This is a genomic window from Streptomyces sp. NPDC031418 (genome assembly GCF_055581605.1).
In genome coordinates, this window is sequence record NZ_JBVIJC010000044.1 from 1 (window position 1) to 24420 (window position 24420).

At 68.0% G+C, this 24420-nt stretch carries 19 protein-coding genes and 1 pseudogene; 9 read left to right on the top strand and 11 right to left on the bottom strand.

The window, feature by feature from the left end:
• Window positions 1–322: 322 nt before the first annotated feature.
• From ACZ5CZ_RS38370 to thyX, 3 genes are all read right to left on the bottom strand, one after another.
• Window positions 323–2008 (bottom strand): ribonuclease J, encoded by a 1686-nt coding sequence (locus ACZ5CZ_RS38370; protein WP_385839571.1) that lies wholly within the window; start codon window positions 2006–2008, stop codon window positions 323–325.
• A gap of 174 nt (window positions 2009–2182) precedes the next feature.
• Window positions 2183–3082 carry a 4-hydroxy-tetrahydrodipicolinate synthase gene (gene dapA, locus ACZ5CZ_RS38375; protein WP_385839572.1) on the bottom strand — a complete coding sequence of 300 codons (900 nt, stop codon included), beginning with the start codon at window positions 3080–3082 and terminating at the stop codon, window positions 2183–2185.
• Between the two features lie 221 nt (window positions 3083–3303).
• The gene (gene thyX, locus ACZ5CZ_RS38380; RefSeq protein WP_385839574.1) at window positions 3304–4029 is read right to left on the bottom strand and encodes an FAD-dependent thymidylate synthase; all 726 of its coding nucleotides are present in this window, start codon (window positions 4027–4029) and stop codon (window positions 3304–3306) included.
• Between the two features lie 204 nt (window positions 4030–4233).
• Between thyX and ACZ5CZ_RS38385 the strand changes: the two genes are divergently transcribed.
• A complete protein-coding gene (locus tag ACZ5CZ_RS38385) occupies window positions 4234–4470 on the top strand; it encodes a hypothetical protein (protein WP_385839575.1) in 237 nt (78 codons plus the stop codon).
• 90 nt (window positions 4471–4560) lie between these two features.
• Window positions 4561–5127 carry a hypothetical protein gene (locus ACZ5CZ_RS38390; RefSeq protein ID WP_468949464.1) on the top strand — a complete coding sequence of 189 codons (567 nt, stop codon included), beginning with the start codon at window positions 4561–4563 and terminating at the stop codon, window positions 5125–5127.
• Between the two features lie 96 nt (window positions 5128–5223).
• Here ACZ5CZ_RS38390 and ACZ5CZ_RS38395 read toward each other — a convergent pair whose 3' ends face one another.
• From ACZ5CZ_RS38395 to eccD, 7 genes are all read right to left on the bottom strand, one after another.
• Complete coding sequence (locus tag ACZ5CZ_RS38395; protein WP_385839577.1) at window positions 5224–5676, bottom strand: tetratricopeptide repeat protein; 453 nt, start codon at window positions 5674–5676, stop codon at window positions 5224–5226.
• 11 nt (window positions 5677–5687) lie between these two features.
• Window positions 5688–6440, bottom strand: a complete 753-nt coding sequence (gene dapB / locus ACZ5CZ_RS38400) for a 4-hydroxy-tetrahydrodipicolinate reductase (RefSeq protein WP_385839578.1) — start codon at window positions 6438–6440, stop codon at window positions 5688–5690.
• A 32-nt stretch (window positions 6441–6472) separates the two neighbouring features.
• Complete coding sequence (locus tag ACZ5CZ_RS38405) at window positions 6473–7852, bottom strand: M16 family metallopeptidase (protein WP_385839580.1); 1380 nt, start codon at window positions 7850–7852, stop codon at window positions 6473–6475.
• Window positions 7849–10065: a polyribonucleotide nucleotidyltransferase gene (locus ACZ5CZ_RS38410; RefSeq protein WP_468949483.1), complete on the bottom strand. Its 2217-nt coding sequence runs from the start codon at window positions 10063–10065 to the stop codon at window positions 7849–7851. The genes ACZ5CZ_RS38405 and ACZ5CZ_RS38410 overlap by 4 nt, the downstream gene beginning before the upstream one ends.
• Window positions 10066–10471: 406 nt before the next feature.
• A complete protein-coding gene (rpsO, locus tag ACZ5CZ_RS38415) occupies window positions 10472–10759 on the bottom strand; it encodes a 30S ribosomal protein S15 (protein ID WP_385839581.1) in 288 nt (95 codons plus the stop codon).
• 175 nt (window positions 10760–10934) lie between these two features.
• Complete coding sequence (locus ACZ5CZ_RS38420; protein ID WP_468949468.1) at window positions 10935–11219, bottom strand: hypothetical protein; 285 nt, start codon at window positions 11217–11219, stop codon at window positions 10935–10937.
• Between the two features lie 111 nt (window positions 11220–11330).
• Window positions 11331–12800, bottom strand: a complete 1470-nt coding sequence (gene eccD / locus ACZ5CZ_RS38425; RefSeq protein ID WP_468949470.1) for a type VII secretion integral membrane protein EccD — start codon at window positions 12798–12800, stop codon at window positions 11331–11333.
• A gap of 175 nt (window positions 12801–12975) precedes the next feature.
• Here eccD and eccCa point away from each other — a divergent pair, with 175 nt between their 5' ends.
• From eccCa to ACZ5CZ_RS38460, 7 genes are all read left to right on the top strand, one after another.
• Window positions 12976–16932, top strand: a complete 3957-nt coding sequence (gene eccCa, locus ACZ5CZ_RS38430) for a type VII secretion protein EccCa (RefSeq protein ID WP_468949472.1) — start codon at window positions 12976–12978, stop codon at window positions 16930–16932.
• Window positions 16933–17001: 69 nt separating this feature from the next.
• Complete coding sequence (locus ACZ5CZ_RS38435; RefSeq protein ID WP_468949474.1) at window positions 17002–17553, top strand: hypothetical protein; 552 nt, start codon at window positions 17002–17004, stop codon at window positions 17551–17553.
• A complete protein-coding gene (locus ACZ5CZ_RS38440) occupies window positions 17553–19109 on the top strand; it encodes a WXG100 family type VII secretion target (protein ID WP_385839587.1) in 1557 nt (518 codons plus the stop codon). Before ACZ5CZ_RS38435 ends, ACZ5CZ_RS38440 begins: the two co-directional genes overlap by 1 nt.
• 29 nt (window positions 19110–19138) lie before the next feature.
• On the top strand, window positions 19139–20533 hold the full coding sequence (gene mycP / locus ACZ5CZ_RS38445; RefSeq protein WP_468949476.1) for a type VII secretion-associated serine protease mycosin: 1395 nt from the start codon (window positions 19139–19141) through the stop codon (window positions 20531–20533).
• A 117-nt stretch (window positions 20534–20650) separates the two neighbouring features.
• The gene (locus ACZ5CZ_RS38450; protein ID WP_385839590.1) at window positions 20651–21067 is read left to right on the top strand and encodes a hypothetical protein; all 417 of its coding nucleotides are present in this window, start codon (window positions 20651–20653) and stop codon (window positions 21065–21067) included.
• Window positions 21068–21087: 20 nt separating this feature from the next.
• Window positions 21088–23385, top strand: coding sequence for a hypothetical protein (locus ACZ5CZ_RS38455; protein WP_468949479.1), 2298 nt, complete (start codon window positions 21088–21090; stop codon window positions 23383–23385).
• A gap of 88 nt (window positions 23386–23473) precedes the next feature.
• A complete protein-coding gene (locus ACZ5CZ_RS38460) occupies window positions 23474–24118 on the top strand; it encodes a hypothetical protein (protein ID WP_468949481.1) in 645 nt (214 codons plus the stop codon).
• 179 nt (window positions 24119–24297) lie between these two features.
• Here the strand turns inward: ACZ5CZ_RS38460 and ACZ5CZ_RS38465 are convergent.
• Window positions 24298–24420, bottom strand: a pseudogene (locus ACZ5CZ_RS38465) (WXG100 family type VII secretion target); the annotation flags it as partial.

Here is a 24420-nt window from a genome sequence, read left to right on the forward strand (position 1 = left end):
CAAGGAACGGTCGCTTCCTTTGTACTCACCCTCTCGGGCTTTCCTCCGGGCGCTTCCCTTCGGTCTTGCGTTTCCGACTCTATCAGATCTTTTCTCGATCCGATTTCCTCGGTGCTTTCCAGTTCCCCGCTCTCGCGGTTTCCTTTCCGGCGCTCACCGACTTTATCAGAAGTTCTGAGTCGGTTTTCCCACTCGCTCCGGGCACCTGTGTCCAGCGCGTGAAGTGCTGGGGTTCCCGGTTGGGCGGAGCCGTAAACGTACTGGAGCGGGGCGCCCCGATGCAAATCGAGGCGCCCCGCTCCGGGCTCACGTCGACGGGGCGTCAGACCTCCACGACCACCGGGAGGATCATCGGCCTGCGGCGATAGGTGTCGGAGACCCACTTGCCGAGGGTGCGGCGGATGAGCTGCTGGAGCTGGTGCGGCTCCACGACCCCGTCCTGGGCCGAGCGCTCCAGGACCTCCGTGATCTTCGGGAGGACGTCGGAGAAGGCCGCGTCCTCGATGCCGGAGCCGCGTGCCTGGACGTGCGGGCCGCCCGTGATCTTGCCGGTGGACGCGTCCACGACCACGAAGACGGAGATGATGCCCTCGTCCCCGAGGATCTTGCGGTCCTTCAGCGCCGGCTCGCCGACGTCGCCGACGGAGAGGCCGTCGACGTAGACGTAGCCCGCCTGGACCTTGCCGGAGATCTTGGCCTTGCCCTCGATCAGGTCGACCGCGACGCCGTCCTCGGCGATGACGATCCGGTCGTGCGGGACACCGGTGAGGGCACCCAGCTCGGCGTTGGCGCGCAGATGGCGCCATTCGCCATGGACCGGCATCAGGTTCTTCGGGCGGCAGATGTTGTAGAAGTACAGCAGCTCACCCGCGGACGCGTGGCCGGAAACATGCACCTTGGCATTGCCCTTGTGGACGACGTTGGCGCCCCAGCGGGTCAGGCCGTTGATCACGCGGTACACCGCGTTCTCGTTTCCGGGGATGAGGGACGAGGCCAGGATGACCGTGTCGCCCTCGACGATCCGGATCTGGTGATCCCGGTTGGCCATGCGGGACAGCGCCGCCATCGGTTCGCCCTGGGAGCCGGTGCAGACCAGGACGACCTCGTGGTCGGGCAGGTCGTCCAGCGTCTTGACGTCGACCACGAGGCCCGGGGGGACCTTCAGATAGCCGAGGTCGCGGGCGATGCCCATGTTGCGGACCATGGAGCGGCCGACAAAGGCGACCCGGCGGCCGTACTCGTGCGCGGCGTCCAGGATCTGCTGGATGCGGTGGACGTGGCTGGCGAAGCTGGCCACGATGATCCGCTTGCGGGCACCGGCGAAGACCTGGCGCAGCACGTTGGAGATGTCGCGCTCGTGCGGGGTGAACCCCGGGACCTCGGCGTTCGTGGAGTCGGTGAGCAGGAGGTCGATGCCCTCCTCGCTCAGCCGGGCGAACGCGTGCAGGTCGGTGAGGCGGTTGTCCAGCGGCAGCTGGTCCATCTTGAAGTCGCCGGTGTGCACGACCATGCCGGCCGGGGTGCGGATGGCGACGGCCAGGGCGTCCGGGATGGAGTGGTTGACCGCGATGAACTCGCAGTCGAAGGGGCCGACGCGCTCGCGGTTCCCCTCGGCCACCTCCAGGGTGTACGGCCTGATCCGGTGCTCCTGGAGCTTGGCCTCGATGAGGGCGAGGGTCAGCTTGGAGCCGATCAGCGGGATGTCCGGCTTCTCGCGGAGCAGGAACGGGACGCCGCCGATGTGGTCCTCGTGGCCATGGGTGAGGACGATGCCCTCGATGTCGTCGAGGCGGTCCCGGATGGACGAGAAGTCCGGCAGGATCAGGTCGATGCCGGGCTGCTCCTCCTCGGGGAAGAGCACGCCGCAGTCGACGATCAGCAGGCGGCCGCCGTACTCGAAGACGGTCATGTTTCGGCCGATCTCGCCGAGGCCGCCGAGCGGGGTGACCCGGAGGCCGCCCTCGGGGAGCGGCGGCGGCGGGGCCAGTTCAGGATGCGGATGGCTCAAAAGACTCTCCTCACCATGCGCGCCACGTACCGGTACGGCACGTGGCGCGCATGACGTTCGTGCGGAAGCAGTTGTCGTTGTGGTGTGCAGGCACCGGTGACCTGCGTGTTCAGTTGTCAGGATCTATTCGGTTGTGAAGTCGTGCTGCGCGGTTCCCCGCGCGAAGTCTGGTGATTAGAGCTGTACCCCGCCGGCAGCAAGATCGATCTTGAGCTGGGCGATCTCCTCGGGGGAGCACTCGACCATGGGCAGCCGCAGGGGGCCGGCGGGCAGTCCCTGGAGGGCGAGCGCGGCCTTGGTGGTCATGACGCCCTGGGTGCGGAACATGCCGGTGTAGACCGGGAGCAGCTTCTGGTGGATCTCGGTGGCCTTGACGACATCGCCGGAGACATAGGCCTCGACGAGGGCGCGCAGGTCCGGGGTGACCAGGTGACCGACGACCGAGACGAAGCCGACCGCGCCGACGGAGAGCAGCGGCAGGTTCAGCATGTCGTCGCCGGAGTACCAGGCGAGGCCGGAGCGGGCGATGGCCCAGCTGGCGCGGCCGAGGTCGCCCTTGGCGTCCTTGTTGGCGACGATCCGGGGGTGCTCGGCGAGCCGGACGAGCGTCTCGGTGCTGATGGGGACGCCGCTGCGGCCGGGGATGTCGTAGAGCATGACCGGCAGCCCGGTGGCGTCGGCGACGGCCGTGAAGTGCCGGTACAGGCCCTCCTGCGGGGGCTTGTTGTAGTACGGCGTGACGACGAGGAGGCCGTGGGCGCCGATGCGCTCGGCCTCGCGGGCCAGCTCGATGCTGTGGTGGGTGTCGTTGGTGCCGACGCCGGCGACGACGTGGGCGCGGTCGCCGACGGCCTCCAGTACGGCTCGTACGAGGTCCGATTTCTCCGCGTCACTGGTGGTGGGGGACTCGCCGGTGGTGCCGTTGATGATCAGGCCGTCGTTGCCTGCGTCCACCAGGTGGGCGGCGAGCCGCTGCGCGCCGTCGAGGTCGAGTGCGCCGTCCGCCGTGAAGGGCGTGACCATGGCGGTGAGGACCCGCCCGAAGGGGGTCTGCGGAGTCGAGGTCGGAGCCATGGGTAACACGCTACTCGGTGCGCAATGCCTGGTCTGCCCTCGGGGTGCCGAGAAAGTCCGGACAAATAAGGAGCCCGGCACTGCCTGCTCGGGGGTTCAAGCAGTGCCGGGTCCGTTTGATCAGGCTAGATGAACTTCTCTAAATGCCGCAATACGGACACTTCGCGAGGCTGATCCGTACATCCGTTCCGAGCGGGGGAACAGGGCTTCGCAGGCCTTGGTTACGGGGCCACCCGGCCGTTCGCGTTGAAGGCGGCGTACGTCAGCGGCATGAGCCTGGCCCACTCCGCCTCCATCTTCTCGCCGACCATCTCGATCTCCCGCTGCGGGAAGGACGGCACCTTGGCCAGCTCGTGCTGGGTGCGCAGACCGAGGAAGTGCATCAGGGAGCGGGCGTTGCAGGTGGCGTACATCGAGGAGTAGAGGCCCACGGGGAGGGCCGCACGGGCGACCTCGCGGGCGACGCCCTCGGCGAGCAGCTTCTGGTAGGACGCGTACGCCTGCTCGTACGACTCCCGCAGGGTGCCGCTGACCGCCTCGTACTGGGCGGGGGTGCCCTCGACGAAGACGTACTTGCCCGGGCGGCCCTCCTGGACGAGCTTGCGGTCGGTGTCGGGGACGTAGAAGACCGGCTGGAGCTCCCGGTAGCGGCCCGACTCCTCGTTGTACGACCAGCCGACCCGGTGCCGCATGAACTCGCGGAAGACGAAGATCGGGGCACTGATGAAGAAGGTCATCGAGTTGTGCTCGAACGGGCTGCCGTGCCGGTCCCGCATCAGGTAGTTGATCAGGCCCTTGGAGCGCTCGGGGTCCTTCTTCAGCTCGTCCAGGGACTGCTCACCGGCAGTCGAGACCCGGGCGGCGAAGAGGACATCGGCGTCCGAGGCACTGGACTTCACCAGCTCGACGGTGACGTCACTGCGGAACGTGAGCGACTCGGTGGTCACGAGGGTCGGGGTCCTTCCCATCACTGCTTGAGGTTCGCGCCCACTGTACGGGGCACCCCTGACAGTCCGGACAGTGACCTTGCCGAGGATTTTTTCGGACATGGGCACCTTTTGTGCCACTCGAGCGTCTGTATCGGTGAGGCCTGAGAGGTCGAGGAAGAAGCCCGGTTCGCAGGTCCGGCTTCGAGAGGAGAGGTAACCGCCATGTTCCGTCGGCGTGAGTCCGTGCCCTTCGCCTTCGTGGCCGAGGCGGACCGGTTCCGCAGCAATGTCGCTCCCCCGCCGCGCCGGCGGGCGTCCGCCGCCGAGATAGCGGGGCACTGGCTGCTGGGCGTCACGATCGTCGCCGGGCTCATAGGCGCGCTGATCCTCGGCTTGCCGGCGATGTCCATACCCTCCGACACGCCGTCCCAGCAGTCGCAGGCGTCACAGGGGCACTGACCCTTCCGGCCCCCCGAGGGTGGTGAGCGGCACCACAGGCGGATAGCCTCACCGGGCACAGCCCACACATGGACCGAGTGAGGACCAGCCGTGCCCCTGCCCTTCCTGACGGCCGACCGCACCTTCGAGACAGCGTCGGAGAGCGCGCTGCCGTACGACGACCGCGACCGCTGGCGGCGTCCGTACCGGCCCGGCCCCTGGCGGGTGGGGCTGGCCGCGCTGGTGCTGCTGGTCGCGTCGTTCGTGCTGTTCGCGGCCGTGGCCATCGCCCTGACCGGCTCGGTGTCCTTCGCCGGGGCCGTCCTCGCCGCGGGAGTGGCGGTCATCGTCTGCGCGCTGCGGCTGCTGCGGGTGGGGGTGTGGGTCAGCGGGCGCGGACTGCGCCATGTCGGCTTCCTGGTGACGCGCACGGTGCCGTGGGCGCGGGTGGGCTCCGTGCGGACGGTGCAGCAGCCGGTCCGGTGGCTGGGGCTGCCGCGGACGGTGCAGGGCCAGGCGCTGGCGCTGGTCCGCACGGACCGGGCTCCCGATGAGACGGCGCCGCTGCTGACCACGCACACACTGGACTTCCTGGGCCGGCCGACGGCGTTCGACCGGGCGGCGGATGTGGTGGAGGCCTGGGCGGCGGAGCGGCGCGGCTGGGACGCTCCCCGCTGAGACGCGGCTGGGAAGCTCCCCGCTGAGCGGCCCCGCTGCCGGTCACGCGGCCGGCCGCGGCTCCCTGGCGCGCGCGGGGGCGCGCGCCGGGCAGCCTCAGGCCTCGACCGGCCTTCCGTCGTGCAGGGCGATCGCCCGCTGCATGGCCTTGCGGGCGCGCGGGGTGTCGCGGGCGTCGTGGTAGGCGACGGCCAGCCGGAACCAGCAGCGCCAGTCCTCGGGGGACGCCTCCGTCTCGGCCTTGCGCCGGGCGAAGACCTCGTCGGCCGAGTCGCGGTCGATGTGCCCGCTCGGCAGCCGGCGCAGTTCGTCCACGGGCAGTCCGCCCTCAGCGTCGAGTTCGGCGGCGAGCTGGTTGGCCCTGCGGACGAACTGGGTGTTCTTCCACAGGAACCACAGGCCGATGACCGGCAGGATGAGCACCGCCACGCCGAAGGTGACGGTGAGCAGCGTGCCGGACTGGATGAGCAGCACGCCACGGCTGCCGACCAGGACGAAGTAGAAGACCAGGACGGCGGCCGTGACGAGGTAGGTGATCTTTGCGCGCATGACTGTGGGGCTCAGCTCAGGTCGAGGAAGTGCTCCAGGCCGAAGGTCAGGCCAGGAGTCGACACCACGCGGCGGGCGCCGAGCAGGATGCCCGGCATGAAGCTGCTGTGGTGCAGGGAGTCGTGCCGGATGGTGAGGGTCTCGCCCTCGCCGCCGAGCAGCACCTCCTGGTGGGCCAGGAGACCGCGCAGCCGGACGGCGTGGACCGGGACGCCGTCGACGTTCGCGCCGCGGGCGCCGTCCAGGGCGGTGGCCGTGGCGTCCGGCGCCGGGGCGGTACCGGCCGCCCGCCGGGCCTCGGCGATCAGCTGAGCCGTGCGCGTGGCCGTACCGCTCGGGGCGTCGACCTTGTTCGGGTGGTGCAGCTCCACCACCTCGACCGACTCGAAGTAGGGCGCGGCGATCTGCGCGAACTTCATGGTCAGCACGGCGCCGATGGAGAAGTTCGGCGCGATGAGCACACCGGTCTCCGGGGAGTCGGCGAGCCAGCCGCGCAGCTGCGCGAGGCGTTCCTCGGTCCAGCCCGTCGTACCGACGACCGCGTGGATGCCGTGGCGCACGCAGTAGTCGAGGTTCTCCATGACGGAGGCCGGGGTGGTCAGCTCGACGGCGACCTGGGCGCCGCTCGCCGCCAGCGTCTCCAGCGTGTCGCCCCGGCCGAGGGCGGCGACCAGCTCCATGTCCTCGGCGGCCTCGACCGCCCGGACGGCCTCGGAGCCGATCCGGCCCTTGGCACCGAGGACCGCCACGCGCAGCTTGCTCATCTCTGTTGCTTCCTTACCGAAGACGGGGAGTTTCAGGCGACGGCGTCGTGCAGCCGCGCGGCCTGCTTGTCCTTCAGCGGGCCGATGACCGAAAGCGACGGGCGCTGACCCAGGATGTCGCGGGCGACCGAGCGGACCTCGTCCGGGGTGACCGCGGCTATCTTCGCCAGCATGTCGTCGACGGACATCTGCTCGCCCCAGCACAGCTCGCTCTTGCCGATACGGTTCATCAGCGCGCCGGTGTCCTCCAGGCCGAGGACGGTGGAGCCCTTCAGCTGGCCGATGGCACGGGCGATCTCGTCGTCCGAGAGGCCGTTGGCGGCGACGTGGTCGAGTTCGTCGCGGCAGATCCGCAGCACGTCGTGCACCTGGCTCGGCCGGCAGCCGGCGTACACGCCGAACAGGCCGCAGTCGGCGAAGGCCGAGGTGTACGAGTACACGCTGTAGGCGAGGCCGCGCTTCTCCCGTACTTCCTGGAAGAGGCGGGAGGACATGCCGCCGCCGAGGGCGGTGTTGAGCACGCCCATGGCCCAGCGGCGGTCGTCGGTGCGGGCGATGCCGGGCATGCCGAGGACCACATGCGCCTGCTCGGTCTTGCGGCCGAGCAGCTCGATCTTGCCGGCCGTGCGGATCGTACGACGGCCTTCGCGCGGGCCCATGGGGGTCACGTCCGCGTTCTTGAACGCCCCGGCCTTCTCGAAGGCCGCGCGGACCTGGCGGACGACCTTGTTGTGGTCGACGTTGCCGGCGCAGGCGACCACCAGGTGGGTCGGGTCGTAGTGCTTCTTGTAGAAGCGGCGGATGCGGTCGGCGGTGAGGGCGTTGACCGTGTCGACCGTGCCGAGGACGGGGCGGCCGAGGGCGTTGCTGCCGAACATGGTGTGCGCGAACAGGTCGTGCACACAGTCGCCCGGGTCGTCCTCGGTCATGGCGATCTCTTCGAGGATCGCGCCGCGCTCGACGTCGACGTCCTCCTCGAGGATGAGGGAGCCGGTCAGCATGTCGCAGACCACGTCGATGGCGAGCGGCAGGTCGGTGTCGAGCACGCGCGCGTAGTAGCACGTGTACTCCTTGGCCGTGAACGCGTTCATCTCGCCGCCGACGGCGTCGATGGCGGAGGAGATGTCCAGCGCGGAGCGGCGGGAGGTGCCCTTGAAGAGCAGGTGCTCCAGATAGTGCGTGGCGCCGTTCAGGGCCGGGGTCTCGTCGCGGGAGCCGACGTGCGCCCAGATGCCGAAGGTCGCGGAGCGGACCGAGGGCAGCGTCTCGGTGACGATGCGCAGGCCGCCGGGGAGGGTGGTCCTGCGGACCGTGCCGATGCCGGCCGTGCCCTTGATGAGCGTTTGGGTACGGGCGACGGCCCGCGCCTCCGAAGAGGGGCGGGCCGTCACCTTGGAGCTACGGGACGTCACTGCTCGGCGTCGTCCTTGTTCTCGTCGTCTTCCTCGCCCTCGATCACGGGGACCAGGGAGAGCTTGCCGCGGGAGTCGATCTCGGCGATCTCGACCTGGACCTTCTGGCCCACACCGAGGACGTCCTCGACGTTCTCCACGCGCTTGCCGCCGGCCAGCTTGCGGATCTGCGAGATGTGCAGCAGACCGTCCTTGCCGGGCAGCAGGGAGACGAACGCACCGAAGGTGGTCGTCTTCACGACCGTACCCAGGTAGCGCTCGCCGACCTCGGGCATCGTCGGGTTGGCGATGCCGTTGATCGTGGCGCGGGCGGCCTCGGCGGACGGGCCGTCGGCGGCACCGATGTAGATGGTGCCGTCGTCCTCGATGGTGATCTCGGCGCCGGTGTCTTCCTGGATCTGGTTGATCATCTTGCCCTTGGGGCCGATGACCTCACCGATCTTGTCGACCGGGATCTTGACGGTGATGATCCGCGGGGCGTGCGGGGACATCTCGTCGGGCCGGTCGATGGCCTCCATCATCACGTCGAGGATGTGCAGGCGGGCGTCGCGGGCCTGCTTGAGGGCCGCGGCCAGGACGGAGGCCGGGATGCCGTCCAGCTTGGTGTCGAGCTGGAGGGCGGTCACGAACTCCTTGGTGCCGGCGACCTTGAAGTCCATGTCGCCGAAGGCGTCCTCGGCACCGAGGATGTCGGTCAGGGTGACGTAGTGCGTCTCACCCTCGATCTCCTGGGAGATCAGACCCATGGCGATACCGGCGACCGGGGCCTTCAGCGGCACACCGGCGTTCAGCAGCGACATGGTGGAGGCGCAGACCGAGCCCATGGACGTCGAGCCGTTGGAGCTCAGCGCCTCGGAGACCTGGCGGATCGCGTAGGGGAACTCCTCGCGCGTCGGCAGCACCGGCACGAGCGCGCGCTCGGCCAGGGCGCCGTGGCCGATCTCGCGGCGCTTCGGGGAGCCGACGCGGCCGGTCTCACCGGTGGAGTACGGCGGGAAGTTGTAGTTGTGCATGTAGCGCTTGCGGGTCACCGGGGAGAGGGTGTCCAGCTGCTGCTCCATGCGCAGCATGTTGAGGGTGGTGACGCCCAGGATCTGGGTCTCGCCACGCTCGAACACGGCGGAACCGTGCACCCGCGGGATGGCCTCGACCTCGGCGGCCAGCGTACGGATGTCCGTGACGCCGCGGCCGTCGATGCGCTTCTTCTCCTTGATCACGCGCTCGCGGACCAGCTGCTTGGTGAGCGAGCGGTACGCGGCGGAGATCTCCTTCTCGCGGCCCTCGAACTCCGGCAGGAGCTTCTCGGCGGCCAGCGCCTTGACGCGGTCCAGCTCGGCCTCGCGCTCCTGCTTGCCGGCGATGGTGAGCGCCTGGGCCAGCTCGGGCTTGACCGCGGCGGTCAGCGCCTCCAGCACGTCGTCCTGGTAGTCCAGGAAGATCGGGAACTCGGCGGTCGGCTTGGCGGCCTTGGCGGCGAGGTCGGCCTGGGCGCGGCACAGCACCTTGATGAAGGGCTTCGCGGCGTCGAGACCGGCGGCGACGACCTCCTCGGTCGGCGCCTCGGCGCCGCCCTCGACCAGCTTGATGGTCTTCTCGGTGGCCTCGGCCTCGACCATCATGATCGCGACGTCGCCGTCCTCCAGGACGCGGCCGGCGACCACCATGTCGAAGACGGCGTCCTCGAGCTCGGTGTGCGTCGGGAAGGCCACCCACTGGCCGCGGATCAGCGCGACGCGGACGCCGCCGATCGGGCCGGAGAAGGGCAGACCGGCCAGCTGCGTGGACGCGGACGCGGCGTTGATCGCCACGACGTCGTACAGGTGGTCGGGGTTGAGCGCCATGATGGTGGCGACGACCTGGATCTCGTTGCGCAGGCCCTTCTTGAAGGACGGGCGCAGCGGGCGGTCGATCAGGCGGCAGGTGAGGATGGCGTCCTCGGAGGGACGGCCCTCACGGCGGAAGAAGCTGCCGGGGATCTTGCCGGCGGCGTACATCCGCTCCTCGACGTCCACCGTCAGCGGGAAGAAGTCGAGCTGGTCCTTGGGGTTCTTGGAGGCGGTGGTGGCCGACAGCACCATGGTGTCGTCGTCCAGGTACGCCACGGCGGAGCCGGCGGCCTGCTTGGCCAGGCGGCCCGTCTCGAAGCGGATGGTGCGGGTGCCGAATGCGCCGTTGTCGATCACGGCTTCGGCGTAGTGGGTCTCGTTCTCCACTAGCGTTTTCTCCTCGTCGTCGTCCCACGGCTGCCCGTGTGGCAGGGGGACGGTGGTGGAGAAGCGCGCCGTCTGGTGCGGGCCGGTCTTCGATCGAAGCACCCGGGGCTCGCTTCCCCCCGGGGGCCACTACCGAGGACCGGCGGCGGCGAGGTGCGCTCCTCCTCGTTCGGTGTGCGTGCTGTCGACCTACCCGGAACGGGTAGGCACTATCACGCTGTGTCGTACGTATTGCGTTGTGCTACCACACTACAAAGCGTCAGTGACACTCCGCACGTTTCCGCCCGTGCACCGGAGGTTCGCCTCCGTGCGGCACGTGCGTGCGGGACCTTGCGTGCGGCTCCCGCATACGGCAAAGGGAGCGGTTCCCCGGGATCATTCCGGGAACCGCTCCCCTCACGGCGTCTTACTTGGCGCCCGCCGCACCGCGACGGATGCCGAGGCGGTCGACCAGCGCACGGAAGCGCTGGATGTCCTTCTTCGCCAGGTACTGGAGCAGGCGACGGCGCTGACCGACCAGGATCAGCAGGCCACGGCGGGAGTGGTGGTCGTGCTTGTGGGCCTTGAGGTGCTCCGTCAGGTCGGAGATCCGACGGGAGAGCAGAGCGACCTGGACCTCGGGGGAGCCGGTGTCACCCTCCTTGGTACCGAACTCGGAGATGATCTGCTTCTTCGTAGCGGCGTCGAGCGACACGCGTACTCCTCATAGTCTGTGAGTGGCAACCGAGTGCCCCCGGTCTTCATCTCGGGGGAGCTTCCGTTACTCGGGAGCCGGGATCCGCTGGGCGCGGCCACCAGGGCGCAGGGCTCCGGGGGCGCGTACACACACGGTCGTCACTCAGGGTACCAGTACGGCTCGGCCACCCGGGTCACTGGTTGCGCTTGGCCGCCCAGACCAGGAAGACGACCACTGCGACGACCAGCAGCAGGACCCACAGGAGCGGCTGGCTTCCGCCGCCGGAGCCGTTGTCGCCGTAGTGGTGGTAGCCGCTGGAGTAGCCGCCGTGAGAGCTGCCGCCGTAGCTCCCCGTGGAGCCGCCCTCTTCCTCGGAGCCGTGATAGCCGCCGGTGGAGCCGCCGCTGCTCCGGCCGCCGCCGAGGGCGACGAGGTCGGTGGGCCGGAAGGACTGCGGGGCGAGAACAGGCAGGCTCATGACCGGGACGCTACGTGGACCCCCCATGGCATGGGCACGCCCGTTGCGGCCCTGTGACGAAACCTTCGCCGCCCGCGCACGTACGCGGGCCGCCGTTCAAGGCCGACCGTCCTAGCCGACCATCGAGCGTACGTCCGTCAGGACGCCCACCACGGCGAGGCAGAGCGGGACCAGGGTGAGCAGCACCGCGCCCTCGGCCAGGTCGAGGAAGCGGCCCCAGAACGGGGACAGGCCCTTGCGCGGCACGATCAGGCCGATCGCGGTGAGCAGCGCGGCTCCCGCGGCGACGGCCGCCGTGAGCCAGACGGTCCGCAGGTCCAGGGCGCCCCGGTCGTGGTGCAGCACGAAGTCGGTGAGGGCGGAGGACGGCGGGTTCAGCGCGAGCCCGAGCAGCAGCAGGACGATGGCGGCGATACCGGCCACCAGGACGCAGCACACCTGCGAGGTGTAGCGGAACAGCCGCGCGCGCATCAGCATGGCGAGCCCCGTGGCCAGCGCGAGGAGCTGTCCCCAGACGTCGGAGGAGAAGCCGAGGACGGCCGCGGCGCCGACCACGACCGCGGCCGTGCCGCCGACCAGGCCCAGCAGCATCTCGTGGCCCCTGCGGGCCTGCGCGGCGATGCGTTCGACGTCGAGCGGTTCGGCGTCCACGCCCCGGGTCGGGTCGGCCTCGAAGTCGTCGCCGCCGCCGGACCGCGGGGGTGCGTAGCCGATGGGCAGCCGGGCGAAGCGGGCGGACAGGCCGGGCAGGAACGCGACCAGGCCGATCGCCGCGGGGGCGCACACCGACGCGGTGGCGGTGGCGGAGGCGTCGGACAGGATGGCCGCGAAGGCGGCCAGGGTGCCGGCCGTCGCCAGGAAGGAGGCGGCCACGAAGGGGGCGTCCCCGCCGGGGGCGACGACGACCAGGACCACGGAGGCGATCAGGACCGCGACACAGCCCAGCATGAACTGCAACCTGCCCGGCCCCTGGCCGGCCGTGGGGCCGACGAGCCCGGAGCCCGCGAGCATCAGCAGCGGCAGGGCGCCCAGGCCGAGCGCCACGGCGGCGGGCCGGTCGCCGTAGACCCGCGCGCGGATGCCCGCGAACGCCGTCAGCAGCACGCCGAGGCCGGCCGCGATGATCCCGGGCAGGCCGTGCATGTCGTGGCGGACCGGATCGGCGTACCACAGGACGAGCGCCGACAGCAGGACCAGCAGTGCGCCGCCCGTCAGGCCCGCGGCCCGCAGCATCCCCTCGCTCCACAGGTGCCGGTCGCGTTCGACGGCGGAGGCGACGGCGTCGGAGATGTCGTCGTACACCGCGGGCGGCAGCGATTCGGCGAACGGGCGCAGGCTGAGCACCTCGCCGTCGAGGACCCGTTCGTCGGCGAGGGTGCGGCCGCTGTCGAGGACCCGGCCGTCACGCCGTACGAGGTGATAGCCGGACGGAGCGCCGACGGCCTGGGTCTGTCCGGTCAGGCGCAGGATCTCCGGGTAGATGTCGGCGACGGCGATGTCCACCGGGAGCGCCACGTCGATACGGCTGTCGGGCGCCACGACAGTGACTCTGCAGAACCCCGTCGCCGCTGTCGTACTCACCTGTCCTGACCCCCTGTTCGCGGATGCGCACGGTGCGGGCGTCACCCTACCGGGCGGCGGTGTCAGTGGTGGCCAGTAGGATCGGCCGGCAAGCGGAGGAAGCCGTCGCCACGGGGGTGCCGGTGGTCAACCGATCGTCCGTACAGGTCGTCCGTACACGAGGATTGATGCTCCGGTGAGCCAGATCGTCATCAAGCGCCCGCCTCGCGCGCTTCCGCCTGAAGTGCCCACGGACGAGGTGCAACTTGAGGCTCCTCCCGAACTGCCGCGCGGGCAGCAGGAGGGCATGCTGATGCAGGTCCTGCCGACCCTCGGCATGGGCTCCTCGGTGGTGTTCTACTTCGCGTCCCCCAACGCCCATCCGTTCATGCGGATCATGGGTGTCGTGATGCTGCTGTCGACGGCCGCGATGGTGGTCTCGCAGATCGTGCGCTACCGCCGCGGTACGCAAGGGCAAATGGCCGACGTTCGCCGTGACTATCTGCGCTACCTGGCCCAGACCCGGCGTTCGGTGCGCAGGACGGCGCTGCGTCAGCGCGACGCGCAGCTGTATCTGCACCCCGCCCCCGAGCAGTTGTGGTCGCTGGTCGCCGAGGGCAGCCGGGTGTGGGAACGGCGCGTCAGCGACGAGGACTTCGGGCAGGTGCGCATCGGTCTGGGCCCGCAGCAGCTGGCCACTCCGCTGGTGGCGCCGCAGACCGCGCCCGTGGACGAGCTGGAGCCGCTGTGCGCGGGCGCCATGCAGCGGTTCCTCGCGGTCCACGGCCAGTTGGACGGCCTGCCCGTGGCCCTGTCGCTGCGCGCCTTCTACCACGTGACCGTCTCCGGCGACCCCGAGCGCGCCCAGGCGTCCGCGCGGGCGCTGGTGGCCCAGGCGGCCACCCTGCACTCCCCCGACGACCTCGTGGTGGCCGTGGTCGCCGCGCCGGGCGCCGTCGCCCGCTGGGACTGGACGAAGTGGCTGCCGCACTGCCAGGTGGCGGGCCAGTACGACGGCGCGGGCACCCGCCGGCTGTTCGGCGACGACCTGGGCGAGCTGGAGCAGCTGCTCACGAGCCGGCTGGACGGCAGGCCCCGGTTCAGCCGGGACGGCCAGCCGCTGCTGGACCAGCCGCACATCCTGGTGGTGCTGGACGGTGGCATGGTGCCGCCGACCTCCGCGTTCGCCGCGGCGGAAGGTCTCCAGGGCGTGACCATCGTGGAGGTGCTGCCGGGCGAGCTGGACCAGCCGCGCGGCGACCTGTCGATCGTCGTACGGCCGGAGCGGCTGTGGCTCGACTCCGGCGGCGGGGTGGCCTACGAGGGTCTGCCCGACGGTCTGTCGCTGCCGGCCGCGGAGGCGCTGGCCCGGCAGCTGGCCCCGCTGCGCGTGGGCGGCGGGGACGACGACGAGCCCCTGCTGGCCAACCTCGACTTCACCGAGCTGCTGGGTCTGGGCGACGCCGCCTCCGTCGACGTCACGCGCACGTGGCGGCCGCGTTCCATGCCGGAGCGGCTGCGGGTGCCGATCGGTGTCGGCGAGAACGGGCAGCCGGTGATGCTGGACCTCAAGGAGGCGGCGCAGGACGGCATGGGCCCGCACGGCCTGTGTGTGGGCGCGACCGGCTCGGGCAAGTCGGAGCTGCTGCGCACACTCGTGCTGGGACTGGCGGTCACGCACTCCTCGGAGACGCTGAACTTCGTCCTCGCCGACTTCAAGGGCGGCGCGACCTTCGCCGGCATGTCCCAGATGCCGCACGTCGCCGCCGTGATCACCAACCTGGCCGACGACCTCACGCTGGTCGACCGCATGGGCGACGCGATCCGCGGCGAGCTGCAACGGCGCCAGGAACTGCTGCGCGCGGCGGGCAACTACGCCAACATCCACGACTACGAGAAGGCGCGCGCCGCCGGTGCCCCGCTGGAGCCGCTGGCCTCGCTCGTCCTGGTGATCGACGAGTTCAGCGAACTCCTCACCGCGAAACCCGACTTCATCGACATGTTCATCCAGATCGGCCGCATCGGCCGTTCCCTGGGTGTCCATCTGCTGCTGGCCTCGCAGCGCCTGGAGGAGGGCCGGCTGCGCGGTCTCGACACCTACCTGTCGTACCGGATCGGTCTGCGCACCTTCTCCGCCGCCGAGTCGCGGGCCGCGCTCGGTGTCCCGGACGCCTATCACCTGCCGTCCGTGCCCGGCTCCGGCTATCTGAAGTTCGGCACGGACGAAATGGTCCGCTTCAAGGCGGCGTACGTCTCGGGGACGTACCGTTCGGGCGGCGCCGAGGTGACGCAGGGCAGCCTGCCCGTGGAGCGCCGGCCGGCGCCGTTCACCGCGCTTCCCGTACCGATGGCCTACGCGGCGCCCGACACCGCGCGGACGCAGTCCGTCCGGCCGGAGGACGACGCGCTGGCCGACACCGTCCTCGATGTGATCGTGCGACGGCTGGAGGGCCAGGGTGTGCCCGCGCACCAGGTGTGGCTGCCCCCGCTGGACCAGGCGCCGACGCTGGACCAGCTGCTGCCGACGCTGTCGGTGTCGCCGGAGCGCGGACTGCACGCCTCGGGGTACACCCGTCCCGGCGGCCTGACAGTGCCGCTCGGCCTGATCGACAAGCCCTTCGAGCAGAAGCGCGAGCTGCTCTACCGGGACTTCTCCGGCGCGGCGGGCCACATGATGGTCGTCGGCGGCCCGCAGTCCGGGAAGTCCACGCTGCTGCGCACCCTCGTCGGGTCCTTCGCGCTCACCCACACCCCGCACGAGGTGCAGTTCTACTGCCTGGACTTCGGGGGCGGCGGCCTCGCGGCACTCGCGGACCTCCCGCATGTCGGCGGGGTGGCGTCCCGGCTGGACCCGGAGCGGGTCCGTCGTACGGTCGCAGAGGTGGCGGGCATCCTCAACCGCCGCGAGCAGTTCTTCCGCACCCAGGGGATCGACTCCGTGGCGACCTACCGCAGGCGCCGTGCGGCGGGCGAGCTGCCCGGCGAGGCGTGGGGGGACGTCTTCCTGGTCATCGACGGCTGGGGCAGCTTCAAGGCCGACTACGAGGGCCTCGAGGGCGTCGTCAACGACATCGCGGGCCGCGGCCTCGGCTACGGCGTCCACGTCGTCGTCTCGGCCTCGCGCTACATGGAGGTCCGGTCCGCCCTGAAGGACCAGATCCTGGGCCGGCTGGAGCTGCGGCTCGGTGACCCGATGGACTCCGAGTTCGACCGCAAGGTCGCCGTGAACGTGCCGACGGGCGTGCCCGGGCGCGGCCAGGTCCCGGAGAAGCTGCACTTCATGACCGCCCTGCCGCGCGTCGACTCCTCGCCCACGGTGGACGACCTCGCCGACGCGACGGCCCGGTTCGTGCAGAGCGCGCGGGCCGGCTGGCAGGGCCCGTCGGCCCCCGCCGTCCGTCTGCTGCCCCGCAAGCTGCCCGCCGACCAGCTGCCCAAGGGCTTCGAATTCCCGCAGCATGGCATCGCGATCGGCATCGACGAGGCGAATCTGGAGCCCGTCTTCGTCGACCTCGACACCGATCCGCTCTTCCTCGTCTTCGGTGAGAGCGAGTCGGGCAAGACGAACCTGCTGCGGCTGATGGCCAAGCAGATCGCAGAGCGCTACACGCCCGCCGAGGCCCGCATCGTCGTCGGCGACTACCGGCGCACCATGCTGGAGGCGGTCTCGGAGGAGCATCTGCTGGAGTACGCGCCCATGGCGTCCGCCATGGAGGTCCACATGGACGCGATCCGCCAGTTCATGGAGATGCGGGCCCCGAAACCGGACATCACCCCGCAGCAGCTGCGCGACCGCAGCTGGTGGAGCGGCCCGCAGCTGTTCGTCATCGTCGACGACTACGAGCTGGTGTCGACCAGTTCCGGCAACCCGCTGGCGCAACTGGCGGAGCATTTGCCCTTCGCACGCGATGTTGGCGTGAAGTTCATCATCGCCCGCAGCGCGGCCGGTGCCTCGCGCGCCATGTACGAGTCCTTCATGCAGCGCCTGAAGGAGCTGGGCGCCCAGGGCGTTGTCCTGTCCGGCGATCCGAGCGAGGGCGACATCCTCGGCAGCGTCCGGGCCCGTCCGATGCCGCCGGGCCGTGGCGTGTTCGTATCGCGCAAGCGCGGGACGTCCCTGATTCAGGTGGGGTTGCTTCCGCAACGGCACTAGAGTGATTGACGAGTTTTTTACTCCGCTCCAGCGGGCGGAGTGAACGGGGAGAGCGGGGAGGCAGCTGAGGTGAGTTCGAACGGCGGCGGCGGTCCGAGGAATGTGCCGGACACCGGCAAGGACTTCGACTCCCTGTCCCATGTGAACCCTCAGATGGCGCTGGACGTCCAGCACAGCGCCATGAAGAAGTTCAAGAAGCGCGTCGATGACCTGCTCATCGAGCTGGAGAAGTCGGAGGCGGCCCCGGGCAAGGTCGGCGAGGACCGCCTGCCGCGCGCCCAGCTGGGGTCCGCGGACTTCAAAGAGGCCCAGTTCCTCTACGACTCGTACACCCTCGTCCACGACGAGCTGGAGAACCTGTCGAAGGCCCTGGGCGCCCAGATCGAGGGCATGGGCCTGGCCGTCCACGCGTCGCGGGTGGGCTACGCCAACCTCGACGAGGCCATCAAGGAGCGGATGAGGGCGGTGAACGCGGAGGCGGAGAAGTATTACGACGTGAACCGGGATCCGTACGCGCATCAGCCGGACACGTCGCCCACGTCCGGCTCCGGCTCCGGCTCCGGCTCCGGCTCCGGCTCCGGCTCCGGCTCCGGCTCTCAGGAAACGAAGGGGACGTGGTGATGAGCAAGGCGTCGAACCGACCGGAACCCCAGCTCGCCCACACGGACTTCGAGTCCATGACGCACGAGCAGCTGGCGGCGATGCTCGACTCCGCCAGCACGGCCGGAGCGTCCCACCTCTCCACCAAGCTCGCCAAGGCCGCGACGACGATCACCAAGATCGGCGACGACCTCATGCAGCACGTCAAGAACCTGGAGTGGCAGGGCGAGGCCGGCGACGCGTTCCGTGACTGGGGTGGCCAGACGGCGAGCGCGACGCTGCGCCTGGGCGAGTACGCGGCGGTGGCGTCCAGCTGGATGGGCACCGTGTCGCAGGCCATCTCCGAGGCGAAGGCGGCCATGCCGGACGTCTCCGAGACGACCCAGGCCAAGACGGACCTCGCCAACGCCCACGCCACGATCGCGGCAGCCAAGCAGCCCGGCGCCCACAACGACCCCGACGCCCAGCAGCAGGCCCGCACGGCCAAGGCCGACGCGACGGCTGCGCAGCAGCGCATCGAGGCGGCGCGGGGCGAGGCGATCCAGCAGATGCGGAAGCTGGCGCAGACGTACGAGTACTCGGCGCAGCAGGTGAACAGTGTGACGCCGCCTACGTTTTCGCCGCCGTCGAATAACTTGAATCCCAAGCAGTGGGCCTACGACACTCAGCACATCCCGACGGGCTCCAACGCATCCGCACCAGTGCCCCGGGCACAAACGGCCGGAAGCCTGGGCGGGAGCCCCTCCTCACAGCACCACAACACCAGCCAGGTGGCGGCTCCTAGGCTCCCCCACACTACGGAAATCCCTGTCACGCCGGTCCACACGCCCCAGTCGAAACACCACGCGCCACCAGTCGACATGGGAATCGACAGCGCAGACACGCTTCCACGCACATCACACGACACCGTCTCCCCACCCGTACCGAGGACGAACATCCCTCACCGCGAATTGCAGCTTCCCGACCAACCGACGGCCGTGCCTCCGACGTTCAGTGGTGGCGGGCGGGGCCTGGGCTCGGCCCCGCTCCCACGGGTTTCCACTCCGGGCCGCCTTCCGCAAATGCCGGGGGCGGTAAGGCCCACCGGTGGCGTCCCGCACATGCCCAGGGAGACGGGAATCGTTGGGGGCCGTCCGGTCACCAACACGGGACGCCCGACGAGCGGCCTGCCGCGGGGAACGGTCATCGGCAAGGAAAGCACCCAAGCCCGTGCCCCGATGGGGCGAACAATGACCCCGAGTTCGCCCTCCGGCGGGTCAGCTCGCCCTGGTGGCGGCCTAGTCGGCGGTCGTCGTCTTGCGTCGGAGGAAGGCGGAGTTGTCGGTGGCCGCCCTGGACAACCGGGCGGCAGCAGCGGGCGCCCCTTCACCACCGGTGGCTCAGGTCTGGTCCGTCCGCCGGCGAACGGGGAGGAATCGCTCCGGCGATCAACGGCTGGCCGTGCCACTGGGTCGCCGCAGCAGCCTGGAACCCGGAAAAGTCAGCAGCAGAACGGCCAACGTCCGGACTACCTGGTCGAAGACGAGGAAACCTGGACGCGGGACAATCGCCGCCCCCTGCCGCCGGTAGTCGACTGAGCCCGAAACCACCATCCTCAGGAAGGCATATGCGTATCAGAGGCAAGCGGATGTCGCGGCGCCTGTCTGCAGCGTCGGCTGTTCTCGGGCTGATGCTCGTCGGGATCGGTGGCACGCCCGCCTACGCTGAGTCCATCCGCGCCCGTCAGTGGCACCTGGACGCCATGCATGCCGAGGAGATGTGGAAGACCAGTACGGGCCGTGGCATCACCGTCGCAGTCATCGACTCCGGCGTCGACGACAGTCTGGCCGACCTCAAGGGCCAGGTTCTGGACGGCAAGGACTACTCCGGCCAGCGTGGCGACGAACACACCGACCTCGTGGGCCACGGAACGGGTATTGCGGCACTCATTGCGGCCACGGGCGCACGGGGGCCGGCGGATGGGTCGTACGGCCTTGCACCGGGAGTGAAGATTCTCCCCATCCGAATGCGTTACAACACCGAGGACTTCGGGCAAGTTGACGAGGGTGCCGAGTACTCAAGAGTGCTGTCAAAGGCCATTCGATACGCAGCAGAATCCCAGGCTCGGGTCATCAACATCTCCATGGCCTTGCCCAATTCACCCGGCAGACAGAACGTCAACACTCCGTCACTTTCTTCCGCAGTCCGGTACGCCCTGTCGAAGGACAAGCTGATTTTTGCCGGTGTAGGTAACGACGGAGACAAGTCCAACCTGCTCGAATATCCGGCGGCCACCCCAGGCGTAGTGGGTGTCGGGGCCGCGGACGAGAAAGGAAAAGTGGCGTCGTTTTCCGAGACTGGCCCCCAGGTTGACCTGGTGGCCCCGGGAACCGAGATGGTTCATGCCTGTCCAGGGGGCAGCGAGGTCTGCAAGTCCAACGGAACGAGTACCTCGACCGCCATCGCCTCCGCCTCGGCAGCCCTCATCTGGTCGAAGCACCCCACGTGGACGAACAACCAGGTCCTCCGGGTCATGCTGAACACTGTCACCAAGCCGGCCGACGGAGCGAAGCGGAGTGACTACGTCGGCTACGGCGGTGTACGGCCCCGTATCGCGCTGAAGAACCCGGGCAACCCCGGCCCCGCCGACAAGTACCCCCTGCCCGACCTGGCCGCAGCAGCCGCTGCCAAGTCGCCATCTCCTCAGGCCTCGGAGGTCACGGGTTCAGCGGGAGGCGGTAAGGGCGACAGCGAGCCGCAGGCCACGGCAGCCCGGTCGAACGGCGGCAACACGGCGCTGTGGATCGGCCTGGGCATCGCGGCCGCGGCGCTTCTGGGAGCCGGCATCGGTATCCCGGTCATTCGGTCCCGCCGAAGGCCGACACCTGTACCGGCCGCTCCCCCCGCTTACCAGCCCTACGCGCATCCTCAGCAGCAACACCCGTCCTTCCGTCCGCCGCAAGGGCATGCCACCGGCGCCCCCACCGACGGAACGCCGCCTGCCCCGGGGCACCATCCGTGAGCGCGAGCTACTGGTCACTTTCTTCACGGCGCTAGCCAGCGACTGGCCTCCACACAGCGATTTGTCAACCCGACCGCCGAAGGCCGTTTTCAGGTGTCCATTACGACGAGGAGGAACATGTCGTTCGATGAGATGTGGGGGAAGGCGCGACGCACAGCCGTTGCCCGGCAGCACAGCAGCATGGAGCTGAACCATCTGCCGGACGGCGTCGAGGGAGGCCCTTCAGGGAAGAAGCTGGTCGCAGATGCCGCGTTCCTGAGGAATCGGGCGACTCATGCGGACACCGTTCGCAGCGATTTCTCCAAGGCAGACAATGCTGCGGCAAAGGAGACTGACCAGGTTGCCGGAAGCCTGAAGGGATTCAAATCAGCTGCGTCATTCTCTACGTTCATGACCAGATGGCGTGGACAGATGAAGTACGTCGAGGATCTGCTGGAACATGACATCGCCGGCGCCTTGCGGTCCAGCGCCAGTGACTATGCAGCACGGGAAGCGAAAGAGAAGGCCCGTCACCGTCACGAGGAACTCAGGTAACGGCACCGGACGAGGAAGACATGCTCGACTACACAACTCTCCTGCACGCCGACTTCAGCGACCTGCACGAGGCGGTGACCGAATGGCGCAAGCTGCCTGAGAAGTTCAGAAAGGTCCACAAACAGTACGAGAACACTGTCGAGAAGGACCTGGAGGGATCTGACTGGAAGGGCGACGCAGCAACAGCCGCCCTAAAGAAGGCCACGCTTGTTGGAAACCAGATCGATGCGGCAGCAGATGAAGCCGACGATATCTGCAAACTGTTGGACAGCGCACACGAGATCTTTACCAGCTCTCAGTCCAAGCTGAAGAGCTTGAAGCACGACATCGAGTCTGACAAGTACCTGTCTATCAAGCCTGACGGTGAGGTGTATTTCAACCCCCCTAAGGATACCCCCACCGAGGATCTGCCATGGCTCAACAAGAGCTACCAGGAGACGCTGCAAGCCTATCGGAGCAGCATTCAATCAGCCATCGCCACCGCCCAAGACGCTGACGACACCCTCTCCTGGGCTTTGAGTCAGGATCACAATGGCCGCGGGAAGGGCTTTAACTCGAACACGTATAGCAGCATCGCGGACGCCAAGAAGGGGCGCGAGCAGGCAGACAAGGACTTGAAGGAGCTCGAAAAGCTCACCGGCAAAGGCAGCAAGCTGGCTTTGGCCAGCTCTACCGACCGGCTCGATCCCGAGACACTTCGGAGGATCAACACGCTGCTGTCCCGCCACGAAGGTGATCCATACTTCGCCGAGAAGTTCACGACTCAGCTCGGCGCGAAGGGCACTCTCGAGCTGTGGACTCGTATTGCGGACCGTCGTCAGACCGGTGACGCCCAGACGAAGGCATCCGCCGATATTCAGAAGTCACTGAGCTTCACTCTGGCTACTGCCACGCATTCCCACAGTCACGCAATGAATGAGTGGAAGAAGCAGATCATTTCCCTGGGAGGTACACAAGTTGAGTACCCAGACAGAGGAAGTGTGCTTCCGTACAAGGGTCCGTACGGCTTCCAGATCATGAGTAGCCTGATGCGCTACGGATCGTACGACGACAAGTTCCTCACCGACTACGGGCACGGCCTTATTGGGTTCGAAAAGGCACACAAGCATGAGAAGCCGGCCGATCTCTGGCGCGCTGAGGGCGACGAGTACCCGTACCTGAATTTCGGGTCTGGGGACGACTACGGGCAAGACCCTATGGCCGGCTACATGGAGGCCCTTGGGCATAATCCGCATGCCGCAAAGGATCTTTTCTACTCCGAGGACTGGGCGAAGGGCGGCCACAAGGTCAATCAAGACCTGAAATACCTGTTGGTGGACCGCTCTTGGCCCAACGCAAACACCACCGCAGACGGGAGTCGCGGGTACGGCTATGACGAGCTTGGCCATGCCCTCGAAGCGGCAACGCTCGGAGTCCCTTACGACCAGGCGGGGAACGGTATCCATAGGGACAACGTCTCTGCCAACATCATGGGGCAAGTGGTATGGCAGGTCGGGCAGGATCCGCAGTTCATCAAGAACAGGCCGGGCATCGGCGACAGCCTAGGACTCATGGGCTCTGCCTATATTGACGATCTCAACTGGTCTCTCTCGAATTTCGGCGACCACCCAGAGTTCCAGGACCTGAGTAACATCGCCTTCAACCATCACGGCCCGGGTCATATCGATCTCGCACATCAAACATCGCTCAATTTCCTTAATGCGGTGGGTCGGGACAAGGTGGCTTACGACATCTTGTCCGGCGCACAACAAGAGTTCACGATCAGCGCGCTGAAGGCTCATTCTCACCCCGACGATTCTCTTTCCACCGTTCTGACGACCGGCACCAAGTTCAGTGGTGCACTCGACCAGGCCTGCGTCACCGGGATCAACGATACGTACTCCCAGAAGAGCGACGACTACAGCGATGCCCTGAGCGATGCCGCTGAATGGAAAAAGTTCGGGGTAAGTCAAACGATCAGCACCGGCGTCTCAATTGCCACACTGCCTGTGGAAAGTGCGGGAAGGGTGGTTTCCTTCGTCGTTCCATCGCTGGCCGAGGGAATTGGCGGAGCCATCGAAACGCATGAAAGCATCGCAATCGATCGAGAAGTGCGCCAACAGGTCGATGACTACAACGACAAGCTCGATATGCAAGAGATCAAGAAAAAGTCAGATTTCATGAGGCTGGCCCAGAACAGGGCAACAAGTCCACTCTCGGTATATTTGGCCACACATCCTGAGCTCAAGGGATCTTCGTGGTATCAGTCCGTCAGCCGAGATATGCAGACGGCATACACCAACGGATCCGAACTGGCCGACATGACCGACTCGGACTGATTGAGGTTTCCGAATCAACAGGCCGATTCTGGCATAACGTGAGACGTGCAAAAGGGAGCGTCGAGATGGGACAGGAAGAGCCATCCGCATGAAACGGAAGACCAAGTACGGAGCTTGCTCAGCTACCGCGATGCTGCTGGCCATGGTCTGTGCGGCATGCGGGAGTGATGGACCTTCCCACGGGGCTGCCGCACTAAAGAATTCGTGTGACGGGGTGGTGGATGCTGAGGCCATCAAGGAGGCGCGACACAGCGAAAATTTCAGCCGCGCATACGATGCCTCCACGACGAAGCAGTCACACGCCTCCGCTGCAAGGGCCGTCGCAGAGGAAACTCATGCCGCATACGTTTGCCAGGTGCGAATTGACGGCGCATCCCCCTCGGCCAAGAATGCGTTGTCTATCAAGTTTGAGCCTGCACTGCAGCCACTGTTCCCTGAAAGGCAGAAGAACAGCTACCCGTCATACTCGGCATACAAGCTTGGATATGGGATGCAGGCGACAGGCGGGGCCGGCGAGGCGGACGTCTTCTTCACGTGCCAACGCACCGGGGAGAACAAGCCCCTCCTGGTGACGGGCATTCTCCTCAATGACCTGGACCTCTCCGAAAATACTCAGTTCCGAATCATCTTCCACTCTGCCGAGAAGATGACGAAACTGCTTAAATGTACAAACAAGATCGCATTTCCTTCGGCAGCGTCGATGAAACCACTACCTCTTATGACCTCAGGGTAGCTGCAGCACCGCCGCCTACAGTGGAACGCCACAGGGGCGGCCTGCCATGGAGAGGCGATCAGCACCGGTTCGCCGTCGATCGCGGGTGGGCAGCCGTGTGGGATGCCCGTGGTGACTTCGAGCAAGAAGAGAGGGAGGTCGCGCTCCAGGCGCGGCCTCCCTCTCAGGTGGGCTGAGGCTCAGCCCATCAGCATGCGGAAACGGGCCGCGTTGCCCTTGTCCGTGTCCTGGTAGCCGATGACCGATTCGTCCAGGAGCTGGGCGACGCGGGCCAGTTTCTCCGTCATGGCGGCCATTTCCTG

What these genes read in the sequence shown, in the direction of transcription:
- dapA (WP_385839572.1), bottom strand. Translation starts at nt 3,082, where the DNA reads ATGGCTCCGACCTCGACTCCGCAGACCCCCTTCGGGCGGGTCCTCACC.
- ACZ5CZ_RS38385 (WP_385839575.1), top strand. Translation starts at nt 4,234, where the DNA reads ATGTTCCGTCGGCGTGAGTCCGTGCCCTTCGCCTTCGTGGCCGAGGCG.
- ACZ5CZ_RS38395 (WP_385839577.1), bottom strand. Translation starts at nt 5,676, where the DNA reads ATGCGCGCAAAGATCACCTACCTCGTCACGGCCGCCGTCCTGGTCTTC.
- dapB (WP_385839578.1), bottom strand. Translation starts at nt 6,440, where the DNA reads ATGAGCAAGCTGCGCGTGGCGGTCCTCGGTGCCAAGGGCCGGATCGGC.
- ACZ5CZ_RS38420 (WP_468949468.1), bottom strand. Translation starts at nt 11,219, where the DNA reads ATGAGCCTGCCTGTTCTCGCCCCGCAGTCCTTCCGGCCCACCGACCTC.
- ACZ5CZ_RS38440 (WP_385839587.1), top strand. Translation starts at nt 17,553, where the DNA reads ATGAGCAAGGCGTCGAACCGACCGGAACCCCAGCTCGCCCACACGGAC.
- mycP (WP_468949476.1), top strand. Translation starts at nt 19,139, where the DNA reads ATGCGTATCAGAGGCAAGCGGATGTCGCGGCGCCTGTCTGCAGCGTCG.
- ACZ5CZ_RS38450 (WP_385839590.1), top strand. Translation starts at nt 20,651, where the DNA reads ATGTCGTTCGATGAGATGTGGGGGAAGGCGCGACGCACAGCCGTTGCC.
- ACZ5CZ_RS38455 (WP_468949479.1), top strand. Translation starts at nt 21,088, where the DNA reads ATGCTCGACTACACAACTCTCCTGCACGCCGACTTCAGCGACCTGCAC.
- ACZ5CZ_RS38460 (WP_468949481.1), top strand. Translation starts at nt 23,474, where the DNA reads ATGAAACGGAAGACCAAGTACGGAGCTTGCTCAGCTACCGCGATGCTG.